Source organism: Pseudomonas sp. Irchel s3b2 (assembly GCF_900187445.1).
Taxonomy (GTDB): domain Bacteria; phylum Pseudomonadota; class Gammaproteobacteria; order Pseudomonadales; family Pseudomonadaceae; genus Aquipseudomonas.
The window spans coordinates 79,894-94,493 of sequence record NZ_FYEB01000019.1 but is presented as its reverse complement, the minus strand read 5'-3'; the positions used below and the strand labels follow the sequence as shown (position 1 = coordinate 94,493).

Here is a 14,600-nt window from a genome sequence, read left to right as displayed (position 1 = left end):
CACCGCTCCTCCAACTCCTTCTGGCTTCGATGAACTGAAGCGTAACCGCTGCCGAAAACTGCGTAACTCTTTGTTTACCAAGGAGTTTTCCGTTTCGACTGCGCCGGAAGTGGGGCGAATTATAGACTTTCAGAATCTGCCGTCAACCCCTGATTTGATTTTTCTATCAGGATGTTCAAAATCGCTGCTTATATATAGATGCACCTGCAACGAATGCGCAGTATATTGCCCAACACATAAAACAACACTCTCGCTTGCTACTTCGGACGATGCCACGCAATGAATGACCACCCCCGCAGTCTTGCCTCGACTCTGTTCTCGGTTGGCCTGCTCTTGATAGCCATGGCATCGATCCAGTCCGGAGCCTCCCTGGCCAAAAGCATGTTCCCGGTTATCGGTGCTCAAGGAACGACCACCCTGCGACTGATCTTTGCCAGTGTGATCATGCTACTGATATTGCGCCCATGGCGAGCGAAGCTCACCGCGAAATCCCTGCGCACCGTTATCGTTTACGGAATGGCGTTGGGCGGCATGAACTTCCTCTTCTATATGTCCTTGCGCACTGTCCCTCTGGGTATCGCCGTAGCCCTGGAGTTCACCGGCCCATTGGCAGTCGCTATTTACGCCTCACGTCGAGCGATCGACTTTCTATGGATCGCTCTGGCAGCCTTGGGGTTACTGCTATTGATTCCGACAGGCGCCACGAGCGCGGGCATCGATCTGGTCGGCGCAGGTTATGCCCTGGGTGCTGGCGTCTGCTGGGCGCTGTACATTCTGTTCGGCCAGAAGGCCGGCGCTGATAATGGAGTGCAGACCGCAGCATTGGGCGTGATGATTGCCGCCCTGTTCGTGGCCCCCATCGGCATTGTCCACGCCGGCGCCGCGTTACTGACCCCTTCGTTGATTCCCGTGGCCATCGGGGTCGCCATTCTGTCCACCGCCCTGCCCTATACCCTGGAGATGGTCGCCCTCACACGCATACCTGCCCGGACCTTCGGTACGTTGATGAGCATCGAACCTGCGATCGGCGCGCTGTCCGGCCTGTTGTTCCTCCAGGAATACCTTTCCCTGTCACAGTGGATGGCTATCCTGTGCATCATTCTGGCTTCCGTCGGCGCGACCATGACCATGGGGAGTACCGCCAAGCCTGTGGTCGCAGCGGATTGAAACGAGATTGACGAAGGTCTGGTATTTACCGCTCAATTAGGCCATGTTTAGGCTACGTAACTCAGTGTCAGACATGGATTTTTTCAGATAGGGATATCAGAACGCTTCAAGCAAAAGCGAATGCAGGCAGACCCAGGCACAGATCCGGGGCCGCTATTAAGGACAGCAATGAAACGAATTTTGATACTGATCGCCGTACTTGCAATTGCGGGCTGCGCGGCGACCTCGAAACCCCAGACGAAACACGGCAAGAGAGGGCTGCATATCAACTGTTCGGGGCTCTCGTCCTCGTGGGACAAGTGCTACACCAGCGCCGCCAATTCGTGTGCGCCCAAGGGATACAAGGTCATCGCCAAGTCAGGGGATGCAGTGGAAGAACCCGGTGACTATCCGTTCGGCCTCAACCCTGCCGGCTATACCAGCCGCAGCATGATCGTCATCTGCAAGTAACCCTCCCTTTCTATCGGGCTTGCGTAGCCCGATAGGCGCTTCGCCCCGATGCTGCTAACGTTCGTCAGTCAATGACCGTTCAGCAAAGGGCGATATCCATGACCACCGCTATCCATAACAAGAAAATCGTATTGGTCGTCGGCGCAGGCGATGCCACCGGCGGCGCCATCGCCAAACGTTTTGCCCGTGAAGGTTATGTCGCCTGCGTCACACGTCGCAGCGCAGACAAACTTCAGCCATTGGTAGAGTCCATCACAGCCAGTGGTGGCGAGGCTCATGGTTTTGCCTGCGATGCGCGTAATGAAGAAGATGTGATAGCACTCATCGAGCAGATCGAAACCGAGATCGGCCCCATCGAAGCGTTCGTCTTCAATATCGGCGCCAATGTGCCGTGCAGCATCCTCGAAGAAACCGCCCGCAAGTATTTCAAGATTTGGGAAATGGCCTGTTTCTCAGGGTTTCTCAACGCCCGTGAAGTGGCCAAGCGCATGGTCACCCGCCAACGGGGCACGATCTTGTTCACCGGCGCTACTGCCGGCTTGCGCGGCGCCGCAGGTTTCGCCGCCTTCGCCGGTGCCAAGCACGGGATTCGCGCCTTGGCGCAAAGCATGGCCCGCGAACTGGGACCGATGAACATCCACGTCGCCCACGTCGTGGTTGATGGCGCCATCGATACCGACTTTATCCGCGACAATTTTCCGGAAAAATACGCGACCAAGGATCAGGACGGCATTCTCAATCCCGAGCACATCGCCGACAACTATTGGTACCTGCACAGCCAGCCACGGGACGCCTGGACCTTCGAGCTGGATCTGCGCCCCTGGAACGAACGCTGGTGAACCCACCCCAACAAAAATAAGAAGAGCACATCGATCATGAGCAAAACTGTGGAGTTCTTTTTCGACCTCGGCAGCCCCGCCACTTACCTGGCCTATACCCAACTGCCGAGTATCTGCAAACAGACCGATAGCCAGTTGATCTACAGACCGATGTTGCTGGGTGGCGTCTTCAAAGCTACCGGCAATGCTTCCCCTATCACCGTACCGGCAAAGGGTCGCTACATGTTTCAGGACCTGGACCGCTATGCCAAACGCTATGGCGTACCGCTGAAGTTCAACCCAAACTTCCCCATCAACACCCTGATGCTGATGCGCGCTGTCACGGGTATGCAACTGCGTCATCCCAAACGCTTTCAGGCGTTTATCGATTGCCTGTTTCACGCCCTTTGGGTTGAAGGACGCAGTCTCGATGACCCGGCGACCGTCGCGGTCGTGCTGACGCAAAACGGTTTCGACCCGAACGAGGTGCTGGCGCTGACGGCCGATGAGGACGTCAAAGCCGCCCTCAAGGAAAACACCGAAAACGCGGTACAACGCGGCGTGTTCGGAGCGCCGAGCATGTTCATCGGAAATCAGCTGTTCTTCGGCCAGGATCGACTGGACTTCGTCCTCGAAACCCTGCGTGCGCAATAGCCAGAGATGAGCCAGGCGCTGGAAACAGCGCCTGGACTCAAACCCGCTCAAATAGCCGCGGTCCGGGTGTTCAACCATTCGAGGGCCGCACCGTCGAGCAACGGGCTCAAGCGTTCACGCACCTCGGCGTGATAAGCGTTGAACCACTGCTTTTCGTCTTCGGTCAGCAGCGACGGTTCCAGGCAACGGGTGTCGATCGGGCACAGGGTCAGGGTTTCGAATTTCAGGAACTCACCGAATTCGCTCTTGCCTGCTTCACGATTCAATACCAGATTCTCGATTCGCACACCCCAGCGTCCCGGACGGTAAGTGCCCGGTTCGATGGACGTGATCATGCCCGGCTGCATCGCGGTTTGCGGTGCCGCCGCGGCTTGATAGGCAATGACTTGCGGGCCTTCGTGAACATTGAGGAAGTAGCCGACGCCGTGACCGGTGCCGTGACCATAGTCGACGCTTTCGGCCCAGATCGGTGCGCGGGCAATAGCATCCAGTAACGGCGACAGAATGCCTCGTGGGAACTGTGCACGGGAGAGTGCAATCACGCCTTTAAGCACTCGGGTGCAATCGCGCTTCTGCTCGCCAGTCGGCGTACCCACCGGCACCATTCGGGTAATGTCGGTGGTACCGCCCAGATATTGGCCGCCGGAGTCGATCAGCAACAGGCCGTCACCCTCGATCACCGCGTGTTCTTCTTCGGTGGCGTGGTAATGCGGCATGGCGCCATTGGCGTTAAACGCGGCAATGGTGTTGAAACTCAGCGACACATAATCTGGACGCCGGGTACGCGCCGCGGTGAGGTGTTCGTCGATGGTCAGTTCGGTGACGCGCTCATACCCCCATGCCGCTTCCAGCCAAGCGAAGAATTCGCACAGCGCCGCGCCATCCTGCTCCATGGCCCGACGAATATGCTCGGCATCGGCCAGGCTTTTCTGCGACTTGGCCAGGGTGGTCGGGTTCAGGCCTTCGAGCAGTTTCACGCCGCTGTCCAGGTTATCCAACAGACCGGCCGTGACCCGTGCCGGATCGACTTGCAGGCTCGCGCCGCTCGGCACGGCGCGCAAGGCGGCGGTTACTTCGCTGTAATCGCGCAGGGTCACGCCGTCCTGTTCGAGGATGGCGCGCAGCTCGGCGCTCACTTTGCTCAGGGCCACGAACAAGGTGGCCTGCTGCTGGCTGATCAGGGCGAAGGACACAAACACCGGGTTGAACGACACATCGCCGCCGCGCAGGTTGAACAGCCAGGCGATGTCATCGAGGGTGGCGATGAAGTGCCAGTCGGCACCGCGCTCTTTCAGCACCTCACGCAGTTTGGCGAGTTTTTCGCCACGGCTGACCGTCGCCTGAGGCGGCAAGTGTTGGTAGATCGGCTCGTTCGGCAGACTCGGACGGTCACTCCAGACTTCACTCAGCAGATCGATGTCGGTGCGCAGACGTGCGCCGCGCTCTTCGAGTTTGCTGCTCAAAGTACGCGCGGAGGCCACGGCCATCACCGCACCATCGACTGCAACGACACCGCCTTCAGGGGTTTGCTCGGCCAGCCAATCGAGCGGGCCGGGTTGACCCGGTTGCAGCTTGACCAGTTCGATGCCGCTGCCCTTGAGTTCCTTGCTCGCTTGTTCCCAATAGCGGCTGTCGGCCCAGACACCGGCAAAATCCGGCGTGACGATCAGCGTGCCCACCGAGCCGTGAAAACCCGACAGCCACTGCCGCCCCTGCCAATAGCCCGGCAGGTACTCCGACAGGTGCGGGTCGGCCGACGGCACCAGCAGAGCATGAATGCCCTCCCGGCTCATCAGCTCGCGGGTTTGCGCCAGGCGCTGGGGTACCAATCCATTGGTCAAAGGCTGTGTACTCATCGTGTCTCCTGCTAACCACTCATCATTATTATTCGGTGCCGATCGGCGTCGGCGCTTAAGGACCTGTTGCCCAGAATGCCGGAGCACTGGCGCAAGCTGCTTTAATCAGGTGTACCGCTTGATCGATATCCTGCTCGGTGGTGAAACGCCCCAGGCTCAAGCGAATGGTGCGACTGGCCGAGCGCGCGTCATGCCCCAGTGCCAGCAGTACATGGGACGGCGCATTGCTGGCGGAATTGCAGGCCGAGGTCGCGGAAAATGCGATCGAGGTGCTCAACGCCGCGGAACTGAATTCGCCTTCGTTGAAAGTCAGGCTCAGGGTATGGGGGATGCGCCGGGTCGGGCTGCCATTGAGGCGAACGCCGGGGATGCTCAGCAGCGGTTCGAGCAAGCGTTCACGCAAACGCGTGATGGTGGCTTTTTCTTCATCGAACGAGGTGGCCGCCAACGCGAAGGCTGCCCCCATTGCGGCAATCTGGTGCGTCGCCAGCGTGCCGGAACGCAACCCACCCTCGTGACCACCACCGTGGATCTGCGCCTGCAGACGCTGCTGCGCGCGAGAACCGACATACAGCGCGCCAATGCCTTTGGGGCCGTAGACCTTGTGCGCCGAGAACGACATCAAATCCACTGGCCACCTAGCCAGATCGATCGCCACTTTGCCCGCGCCCTGGGCCGCATCAACGTGAAACAACGCATCGCGATCACGCACCACCTGGCCGATGGCCGGGATGTCGTTGACGGTGCCCAATTCGTTATTGACCAGCATCAACGACACCAGAAAGGTGTCCTCACGCATCGCTTCGCTGACCGCTTGTGGGGTAATCAGGCCTTCGGCATCGGGCACCAGATACGTCACCGCAACGCCTGCGTCCTGCAACTGTTTTGCAGTGTCGAGAATCGCTTTGTGTTCGATCTGGCTGGTGATGATGTGCCCGCCGGACACACCGCGGGCCTGGGCCACGCCCTTGAGGGCAAGGTTGTTGGATTCGGTGGCACCGGAGGTCCAGACGATTTGTTGCGCCTGGGCGCCCACCAATTCGGCGACCTGGCGCCGTGCTTGCTCAACCGATTGCCGGGCCTGTTGACCGAAGGCGTGGGAACTGGACGCTGGATTGCCGAAGTTACCTGTGAAACCCAGACACTCGACCATGACCTTGATGACCCGCTCATCCACCGGCGTGGTGGCGGCGTAGTCGAAATACAACGGACGTTTATTCATAAAAGACTCGCAGAGCGTGTTCCGGGATCAGGAAGCTCGTCACTGGAAGTTTCAAAGCGCCGCCTCATGAGCGACGCCGAATTTTCAGAACGACAGCAATACCTGATCGGAGGCCATTAAAGAAGAACAACTTCATTTAAAAGTGCGTAGGAACGCTCCTGAAGTCGAGCTTAACAGGCATCAGGCCACCGGATGAAGCAATGCGTCAGCTAAAACTGTCGAGCAATAACGGATACAGCGAAGCCACCAACATTAACGCCATACCCCAGTTGAACAGCCGCAACCAGCGGCGATCGCGCAACACATTGCGCAACAGCGTGCCGCAACCGGCCCACACCCCGACGCTTGGCAGGTTGATCAAGGCGAACACCGCGGCTATCACAATCACATTGGTGAAATAGCCCTGCATCGGCGTGTAGGTGCTGATGGCACCGATGGCCATGATCCAGGCCTTGGGGTTGACCCATTGAAACGCCGCCGCGCCCAAATAACTGATCGGCTTGCCCTCGCCCTGTTCACCCTCGGCTACCGGCCCGGAATGAGCGATCTTCCACGCCAGGTACAGCAAATATGCCGCGCCGACATAGCGCAATACGGTGTAAAGCAGTGGATAGGTTTGAAACACCGCGCCCAGGCCAAAACCGACGGCAACCACCAGTATGAAAAAGCCGCAGGTAACGCCCAGCATGTGGGGAATGGTGCGGTTGAAACCGAAATTAACGCCTGAGGCCAGCAACATGGTGTTGTTCGGACCCGGAGTAATCGAGGTGACAAGGGCAAACAAGGCAAAGCCCAGCAGAAGGTCGAGCGAGAGTGTCATGGGTGGCAGTCCATCAGGGTCAGTCAGGTGTTGACCCTAACGCACGCCTTGAGGGAAACCCACGGACAGTTGCGTGAAAGTTCGAGCAGTACAGTCGTCGATCAGCTTGGGCGGCCGTGCAGCTGAACTGCGCGTTCGGCGTTCATCTCGCCTTGTTTGTCGAAACTGAACGTTTTTGCCGGCTGGCCGAGCAATTCGGCTTTCTTCGCGTGGTACTCGTCGAAGGACAAGCCACGACGATTCAGGGCCTCCAGCGCCAGTTCCCGGGTTTCTTCAGCGGTGTAGGGCCGCAACTCCGGTGAAACATGGCTGGCGCATCCGGCGAGAACGGAGATGCCAAGTAGAAAAAAGGTCACGAGTAGAGATTTCATTTTCGAGTGTCCGGGTATCTGGGTTCGGGGCAATGGACACAGGCTACCCACGCCCCTTGCAGGGCAGAAATCAACGCTTTCGATAGTGGGTATCGGATCAAGAGATTGCCCGAACCGTGGCCATGCTGCTCGTCGGGCACTCGATTGCGGGGAAGGGGCTGACCTATAGTTAATCGACCGGAAATCGGCGAAGGAACACCTTAACCCCACAATAAAAGGAGAACCGTCATGAGCGTAAAACCTATTCCAGAGGGTTATCACAGCGTCACCCCTTATCTGGGCATTCAGAAAGCTGCCGAAGCCATCGACTTCTACAAGAAAGCCTTTGGCGCCACCGAAGTCATGCGCCTGTCCATGCCCGATGGCGGCATCGGTCACGCCGAACTGCGTATCGGCGACTGTCCGATCATGCTCGGCACACCGTGTGACGAGGGACCACTGAGCAACCCGGACCAGTCGCCGTCCGTGGGCCTGCATTTGTATGTGAACGATGTAGACAAGTCCTATAAACAGGCCATCGATGCCGGTGCCACGGTGGTGTCCGAGGTCAAGGATCAGTTTTACGGCGACCGCTCGGGGACCTTGAAGGATCCCTATGGGCATCTGTGGTTTCTGGCCACGCACAAAGAAGATCTGACTCAGGAACAGATCGAACAGCGGGCGAAGGAGATGTTTAAGCAGGGTTGAAGACTCCGCGGTCTGATCGGGCCTCATCGCGAGCCTGCTCGCGATGAGGCCATCACATACAACATCAATATTGACTGCCCCCACACAGGGCAGAAACACGAAACATTTTCTTTCATATCCCCTTTCGGGATTTTCGATGCTCATACGTCTTATTTAGATGCCGTCGGTCGCGTAGGCAAAAGCCACGGCCGGACTTTTCATGGACCGCAACGCTTGGAAGCCCACAGCAGCGGTCCTCTCATCGAAACAAGACCTTTAATCATGTCGAAGAAATCCCGCTCAAAACTCTGGTTTCTGGTCCATAGCTGGCTGGCGCTGCCCATCTGGTTCTTTGTACTGATCGTCTGTGTAACCGGTACCCTGGCGGTAGTGAGTCAGGAAATTGTCTGGCTGGCCAATCCGCAAATGCGCGCCAGCGCGCCTTCGGATGACGCGTCGTTGCTCAGCTATGACCAGATCATCGCCGCCATCAAAAAAGCCGAACCCCAGACGCTGGTCGAGCGCATCAGCCGCCCTGACGAGTCGCATTTCGCCCTGGACGTGGAAGTCAGTTACCCGGATGGACGCTCGGTGACGGTCTACGTCAATCCTTACAGTGGCGTCATTCAGGGCACTGCCCCGCAGTTCAACTTCAAGGCCTTTACCCGTGCACTGCATGGCTGGTGGCTGGTGCCGTTCACCAATGGCTACAGCTGGGGCTGGTACCTGGTGTCGTTCCTCGGGCTGCCGATGCTGGCTTCGCTGGTGACCGGGCTGGTGGTCTACAAACGGTTCTGGAAAGGCTTCTTGCGACCGACCCTGCGCTTTCGTCATGGCGCACGGATTTTCTGGGGCGACTTTCACCGACTCAGCGGTATCTGGTCGATCTGGTTCATCGCGGTGATCTCGATCACCAGTGTCTGGTTCCTGATCAAGGCGGCTCTGTACGATAACCAGATTTCGATTTCCACTGCACCGGTCGCACCCGTCGTCGCGCGCGAGAGCGTGCCGCTCACCGTCGATGGCGCACCGGCGCCGATGATTAGTCTGGAGCGTGCGATCCACGAGGCCAAGGAACGCATTCCCGGCCTGGAAGACAGCTCTGTCAGCCTGCCCGCCAATGCCTATAGCCACCTTTCGGTGAGCGGACGCAGTTGGTATCCGTTGATATTCCAGAGCGCCGAGGTCAACCCTTACACCGGTGATATCGCCGCCACGCGCCTGCTGTCAGACCGTTCGGGTCTGGAGCTGGTGACCGAATCCATGCGACCGCTGCACACCGGCGATTTCGGCGGAATCTGGATCAAGCTGATCTGGTTCTTCTTCGGCCTGATCCTGAGCATGATGGTTCTCAGCGGCCTGTTGATCTGGACCAAACGTACCGCCCTGGCCACGGCCAATGCCCTCAAGCGCAGCAACAAGCGTCCACGGACGGCAGTGGTCAGTTCGCCCGCCCCGGCCATGAGCCGCGAAGCCGCGGAGGTCAGTCAATGAACCAGGTCACAGCAGAAAAACCGCGCTCGCCGCTAAGCCGTTTCTGGCACACATGGCGCTTCCACATCAACGTGCTGCTGTTGCTGGTGCCACTGGGGTTCATGCCCAAGTACTTCGCCGACGCGGCGCTGTTTCGCGGTGACACCGGCTTGGGTCAACGGGAGATCGGTGAAGTTCAGGTCGGTCCCTGGAGCCTGCGCCTGGCCGAATTTCGCAACGAAGCCCCCGTATCCGACGGCCCGGCCGGCCCCATCAAGTACTTCAACGCGGCGCTCTGCGACAGCTGTCGCGATCAGGTCAAGGCGACTTACCTGCGCATTGGCAAACCACGCAGCTTGCGCGCCGCCGGGGTGATTTTCTTCGGCACACCGTACCGCATGGGCGCCGGTGTGCCGGTGCCTGAAAAGACCAAAACCGACGCCGAGCTATGGATCACCATGGAAGGCTGGGACGGCGCCATGCATCAAGCGTCCATCCCCCTGAGCCAGGCATCCCCGGCCACCCTTGCATGGCTGAACAAACAAGGAGGTAAACCATGATCAACGCTTTTCGCCCCGTTCTATTGATGTTCTGCGCTGCCTTCAGCAGCAGCGCCCTGGCCCATAACCCGATGTGCGAATGCAAGGCCATCGACGACGAACAGATCCGTTGCACCGGTGGTTTCTCTGACGGCAGCGGTGCACCGGGAGTGACCCTGGACGTGATCGGCTACGACGAAACCATTCTGGTGCCGGGCAAGCTCGGCGCCGATTCGACCCTGACGTTCAAGAAGCCCGGCGCTGAGTTCTACGTGCTGTTCGATGCCGGTCCCGGCCATGTCGTCGAAATCGACCAAGCCGACATCGAGGCGCCCTGAACATGAGCATGACCACGCCAACCACCCAAGTGGTTCGCCCGGCCGGTGCCGGCCATGAAACCCTCTATGTATTGCTGTTATGCCTGATGATCCTCGCGGTTGCCGGCTCGGTGGTCGCCTTGCGCGGCGAGTCCCATGAGGTAAGCAGCGTGGGCAGCCATCAACTGGATGCCCGGCGCGATCTGAGCGCATCCGAGCAAGGTATTTACGCAGACCTGCGGGTCACGCTGGATGAAATCCATCTGTTGCGCAAGGAACAGCAAGCGCTGCCCACACCCGTCACCCTCGCCGATGAAGGCTTTGCGCCGTTTGCCCAGGACGCCAGTTCCGTCAGCCGCGGCGGCCATGCCTGGCAGTTGCTGGACACCAAGGCGTACTTCGGCCAAAGCCAGAGCCCAACCGTCGCCGGCTCATTTTTGATGCGTTTGATCGCTGAAGACGACACCGCGCCGGACATCTGGCTCAACCGCGGCAACGCCCTCCCCGCTCCGAACGATCTCACCGACGCTGCGCTCAACGGCGCCGGCTGGCAGCAGATCGTTGCGCAATTCGATGCCGGGGTTACCCGCCAGCATCGGCATTGAACCCTTGCCTTCACCCGAGAGAAGACCGCTTTCCCATGCCTAGTTCATCTCAACATCCCTTTTTGCACCTGCTGCTGCTCGGCTTGTTTGCCTGTTTGCTGACACCATTGGCCAGTGCCGATGAAGCCAAGCGTCTGCGCATCGGCATCACCCTGCACCCTTATTACAGTTACGTGGCCAACATTGTTGGCGACAAGGCCGAGGTGGTGCCGCTGATCCCGGCCGGTTTCAATCCTCATGCCTACGAGCCACGAGCCGAAGACATCAAACGCATCGGCGGGCTGGACGTGATCGTGCTCAACGGTGTGGGTCATGACGACTTCGCCGACCGCATGATCGCCGCCAGCGAAACCCCGAACATCAAGGTGATCGAAGCCAACGAAAACGTGCCGTTGCTGGCCGCCACCGGCGTCGCCGCCCGGGGTGCCGGCAAGGTCGTCAATCCGCATACGTTTCTGTCGATCAGCGCGTCCATTGCCCAGGTCAACAACATTGCCCGGGAACTGGGCAAGCTGGACCCGACCAACGCCAAAACCTACACACAGAACGCCCGCGCCTACGGCAAACGCCTGCGGCAGATGCGCGCCGACGCCCTGGCAAAACTGACCCTGGCACCGAACGCCGAGCTGCGCGTAGCCACGGTGCATGCCGCCTACGACTACTTACTGCGCGAGTTCGGCCTGGAAGTGACCGCCGTGGTCGAGCCGGCCCATGGCATCGAACCGAGCCCCAGCCAGCTGAAAAAAACCATCGATCAACTGCGCGAACTGGACGTGAAGGTGATCTTCTCGGAGATGGATTTTCCGTCCACCTACGTCGAGACCATCCAGCGTGAGTCCGGGGTGAAGCTGTATCCGCTGTCGCACATTTCCTATGGCGAATACACCGCCGACAAGTACGAAAAAGAAATGACCGGCAACCTCAACACCGTGGTCCGGGCGATTCAGGAGTCCGGCGCATGACGGCTCAAGAAACCCTGATCGCTTACGGGCCGACGCTGGATTTTGCCGAGGTCAGCCTGACGCTGGGGCGCACGACGATCCTCGACAAGGTGACCTTTCAAGTCCAGCCCGGCAGCGTGCATGCGCTGGTCGGCCCCAACGGGGGTGGCAAGAGTTCGCTGATCAAGACCCTGCTCGGGCAGATGCCGCATCAAGGGCGCCTGAGCCTGCAATGGCCCGGCGAACCGGGGACCATCGGCTACGTGCCCCAGGCGCTGGAGTTTGATCGCGGCTTGCCGATGACCGTCGACGATTTCATGGCCGCCATGTGTCAGCGACGCCCGGCATTCCTCGGGTTGAGCAAGCATTACGCAGCGGCGATCGGCGAAGCCCTGGAACGGGTCGGCATGCAGGACAAGCGCAAGCGTCGCATGGGCGCGCTGTCTGGCGGTGAGCGCCAGCGCGTCTTGTTGGCCCAAGGGCTGATTCCGGCGCCGCAGCTGCTGGTGCTCGATGAACCGATGTCGGCCCTCGATGAGGCCGGCATTCAAGTGTTCGAACGGCTGCTGGGCGACTGGCGCCAGAGCGGCATCACCGTGCTGTGGATCGAGCATGATCTGGAAGCGGTCGGGCGTCTGGCGGACCGGGTCACCGGGCTCAATCGGCGGGTGCTGTTCGATGCCACGCCGAAACAGGCACTGACCCCGGAGCGACTGCTGACCTTGTTCTCGACCCATCCCCGGAGCGCTGCCTGATGAGTTACGAAGCCTTTCGTTTGATGGTCCAGGGTTGGGCCTCGTCGGGTTACCTGCCGGAAGCACTGGCCTATGGTTTTGTGGTCAACGCCCTGCTCGCCGGATTGCTGATCGGCCCGGTATTGGGCGGTTTGGGCACATTGGTGGTGGTCAAGCGCTTCGCGTTTTTCTCCGAAGCCGTGGGCCACGCGGCGCTGACCGGCGTGGCCATCGGCATTCTGCTCGGTGAACCCTACACCGGCCCCTACGGCAGCCTGTTCGGTTACTGCCTGCTGTTCGGCATCCTTCTCAACTATTTACGCAACCGTACGGGGCTGGCGCCGGATACTTTGATCGGCGTGTTCCTTTCCGTGTCATTGGCCTTGGGCGCCAGCCTGTTGTTGATTCTGGCGGGCAAGATCAACGTTCATATTCTGGAAAACGTGCTGTTCGGTTCGGTGCTGACGGTCAACGGCAACGATCTGCTGGTATTGGCCATCGTCGGCTCGCTGGTGATGGCGCTGGCCTTGCCGCTGTACAACCGCATCATGCTCGCCAGTTTCAATCCGCAACTGGCGGCGGTTCGCGGTGTGGCGGTGAAGACCCTGGATTACCTGTTCGTGATTCTGGTGACCCTGATCACGGTGGCGGCGGTGAAAGTCATCGGCGCGATTCTGGTCGGCGCCCTGTTGGTGATTCCAGCGGCAGCCGCGCGTTTGCTCAGCCAGTCACTGAAGGGGTTCTTCTGGTGTTCGGTGCTGATCGCCACGGTGAGCACACTGTGTGGAATTCTCGCGCCGATTATCTTTGACCTGCCTATCCCGTCCGGTGCCGCGATCATTTTGGTGGCCGGTATCGCCTTCGCCCTGGCCGCCATCGCTCGCGGCATCGTCCCAAGTCTGAAAGGGAACCTCGGATAAATGTCTTTTTCTCTGCGTCAATTGACCCTGGCATTGACCTTCACATTGCCCCTCTGCGGCTTGATCAACACCCCACTGCTTGCCGCTGACAGCGCCAAACCGTTACGAGTACTGGCCTCCTTGCCGATCACTTATGGTTTGGGCGAAGCCCTGCTCAAAGGCACCGATGTCAGCCTGGAGCGCGCCGCGCCGGCCAATCTGCCCGGCAGCCGGCAGACCGCTTACTTCACCGGCCGTGGCGCTGCGGAGCTCAATAAGTTGGCGAGCAATGCCGATGCGGTCATCGGCCTGCGCTCGCTATGGCCGGATGACCCGCTGTACCCGAATGCCCGGCGCAGCAATATTCGTATCGTTGAAGTCGATGCTGCCCGCCCGGTGGACGGTGCCCTGCCTGGCATTGCCGTGCAGCCTGGCAGCAAGGTCGACGGTTTGAACAGTCAGCCTTGGCTGGCCAGCAACAACATGGGCCGCATGGCGGATGTCATGGCTTCAGACCTGGTGCGCCTGGCGCCAGCGGCCAAACCGAAGATCGATGCCAACCTGGCAGCACTCAAACAGCGCCTGCTCAAGCTCAGCGCCGACAGTGAGTCACGATTGGCCAATGCCGACAACTTGAGTGTGATGAGCCTGAGCGATCATTTCGGCTACCTGATCGGAGGGCTCAACCTGGAGCTGATCGGCCTTGATGCACGTGCGGATGCCGAGTGGACACCGGAGGCGCTCAAGCAATTGGGCGCGACGCTCAAAGATAATGACGTAGCAGTGGTGTTGCATCATCGGCAGCCATCGGACGCGATGAAAGCGGCGATTGCCGAGGCTGGTAGTCGGTTGGTGGTGTTGAGTGTCGATGCGGCAGATCCGGTGGCCGAGTTGGAGGGGAATGTGGATTTGGTGATCAAGGGGTTGAGCGGGGTGTAACGTCAGTTAAACCGCGTTATCGTTCTTCGCGGGCAAGCCTCGCTCCTACAGGGTTTGGGGTGTTCACACATATTGTGATCGACACAAAACCTGTAGGAGCGAGGCTTGCCCGCGAAGGCAATCTCAAGT

18 protein-coding genes are annotated in these 14,600 nt (G+C 59.5%); 14 read left to right on the top strand and 4 right to left on the bottom strand.

Annotated features, from left to right (window positions below; translation table 11 throughout):
* From CKW20_RS29710 to CKW20_RS26540, 5 genes are all read left to right on the top strand, one after another.
* On the top strand, positions 1-283 hold a 283-nt coding region (locus CKW20_RS29710; RefSeq protein ID WP_218228018.1), incomplete at its 5' end, for a hypothetical protein.
* Positions 280-1,167 carry a threonine/homoserine exporter RhtA gene (gene rhtA, locus CKW20_RS26555; protein ID WP_095055525.1) on the top strand — a complete coding sequence of 296 codons (888 nt, stop codon included), beginning with the start codon at positions 280-282 and terminating at the stop codon, positions 1,165-1,167. The genes CKW20_RS29710 and rhtA, both read left to right, overlap by 4 nt.
* A 168-nt stretch (positions 1,168-1,335) precedes the next feature.
* Entirely contained in the window at positions 1,336-1,617 is a 282-nt protein-coding gene (locus CKW20_RS26550; protein ID WP_038982303.1) for a hypothetical protein, read from the top strand.
* Between the two features lie 98 nt (positions 1,618-1,715).
* Positions 1,716-2,456: an SDR family oxidoreductase gene (locus tag CKW20_RS26545; protein WP_095055524.1), complete on the top strand. Its 741-nt coding sequence runs from the start codon at positions 1,716-1,718 to the stop codon at positions 2,454-2,456.
* 36 nt (positions 2,457-2,492) lie between these two features.
* Positions 2,493-3,089, top strand: coding sequence for a 2-hydroxychromene-2-carboxylate isomerase (locus CKW20_RS26540; RefSeq protein WP_095055523.1), 597 nt, complete (start codon positions 2,493-2,495; stop codon positions 3,087-3,089).
* A gap of 47 nt (positions 3,090-3,136) precedes the next feature.
* On the opposite strand, the gene CKW20_RS26535 is transcribed toward CKW20_RS26540, so the two are convergent.
* The 4 genes from CKW20_RS26535 to CKW20_RS26520 form a co-directional block, all read right to left on the bottom strand.
* On the bottom strand, positions 3,137-4,945 hold the full coding sequence (locus CKW20_RS26535; protein WP_095055522.1) for an aminopeptidase P family protein: 1,809 nt from the start codon (positions 4,943-4,945) through the stop codon (positions 3,137-3,139).
* Between the two features lie 55 nt (positions 4,946-5,000).
* On the bottom strand, positions 5,001-6,167 hold the full coding sequence (locus CKW20_RS26530; protein WP_095055521.1) for a cysteine desulfurase family protein: 1,167 nt from the start codon (positions 6,165-6,167) through the stop codon (positions 5,001-5,003).
* 205 nt (positions 6,168-6,372) lie between these two features.
* The gene (locus CKW20_RS26525; protein ID WP_095055520.1) at positions 6,373-6,987 is read right to left on the bottom strand and encodes a LysE family translocator; all 615 of its coding nucleotides are present in this window, start codon (positions 6,985-6,987) and stop codon (positions 6,373-6,375) included.
* 101 nt (positions 6,988-7,088) lie between these two features.
* Positions 7,089-7,358: a hypothetical protein gene (locus CKW20_RS26520; RefSeq protein WP_095055519.1), complete on the bottom strand. Its 270-nt coding sequence runs from the start codon at positions 7,356-7,358 to the stop codon at positions 7,089-7,091.
* A 228-nt stretch (positions 7,359-7,586) separates the two neighbouring features.
* Here CKW20_RS26520 and CKW20_RS26515 point away from each other — a divergent pair, with 228 nt between their 5' ends.
* From CKW20_RS26515 to CKW20_RS26475, 9 genes are all read left to right on the top strand, one after another.
* The gene (locus CKW20_RS26515) at positions 7,587-8,045 is read left to right on the top strand and encodes a VOC family protein (protein ID WP_095055518.1); all 459 of its coding nucleotides are present in this window, start codon (positions 7,587-7,589) and stop codon (positions 8,043-8,045) included.
* Between the two features lie 261 nt (positions 8,046-8,306).
* Positions 8,307-9,518: a PepSY domain-containing protein gene (locus tag CKW20_RS26510; RefSeq protein WP_095055517.1), complete on the top strand. Its 1,212-nt coding sequence runs from the start codon at positions 8,307-8,309 to the stop codon at positions 9,516-9,518.
* Positions 9,515-10,057: a hypothetical protein gene (locus tag CKW20_RS26505; protein ID WP_030132266.1), complete on the top strand. Its 543-nt coding sequence runs from the start codon at positions 9,515-9,517 to the stop codon at positions 10,055-10,057. The genes CKW20_RS26510 and CKW20_RS26505 overlap by 4 nt, the downstream gene beginning before the upstream one ends.
* On the top strand, positions 10,054-10,374 hold the full coding sequence (locus CKW20_RS26500; RefSeq protein WP_095055516.1) for a hypothetical protein: 321 nt from the start codon (positions 10,054-10,056) through the stop codon (positions 10,372-10,374). Before CKW20_RS26505 ends, CKW20_RS26500 begins: the two co-directional genes overlap by 4 nt.
* Before the next feature lie 8 nt (positions 10,375-10,382).
* The gene (locus CKW20_RS26495) at positions 10,383-10,958 is read left to right on the top strand and encodes a DUF6162 family protein (RefSeq protein ID WP_095055530.1); all 576 of its coding nucleotides are present in this window, start codon (positions 10,383-10,385) and stop codon (positions 10,956-10,958) included.
* A 35-nt stretch (positions 10,959-10,993) separates the two neighbouring features.
* Positions 10,994-11,920 (top strand): metal ABC transporter substrate-binding protein, encoded by a 927-nt coding sequence (locus CKW20_RS26490; protein ID WP_095055515.1) that lies wholly within the window; start codon positions 10,994-10,996, stop codon positions 11,918-11,920.
* A complete protein-coding gene (locus CKW20_RS26485) occupies positions 11,917-12,654 on the top strand; it encodes a metal ABC transporter ATP-binding protein (RefSeq protein ID WP_095055514.1) in 738 nt (245 codons plus the stop codon). The genes CKW20_RS26490 and CKW20_RS26485 overlap by 4 nt, the downstream gene beginning before the upstream one ends.
* A complete protein-coding gene (locus tag CKW20_RS26480; protein ID WP_095055513.1) occupies positions 12,654-13,553 on the top strand; it encodes a metal ABC transporter permease in 900 nt (299 codons plus the stop codon). The genes CKW20_RS26485 and CKW20_RS26480 overlap by 1 nt, the downstream gene beginning before the upstream one ends.
* A complete protein-coding gene (locus tag CKW20_RS26475; RefSeq protein WP_095055512.1) occupies positions 13,554-14,471 on the top strand; it encodes a metal ABC transporter solute-binding protein, Zn/Mn family in 918 nt (305 codons plus the stop codon).
* Positions 14,472-14,600: the final 129 nt, after the last annotated feature.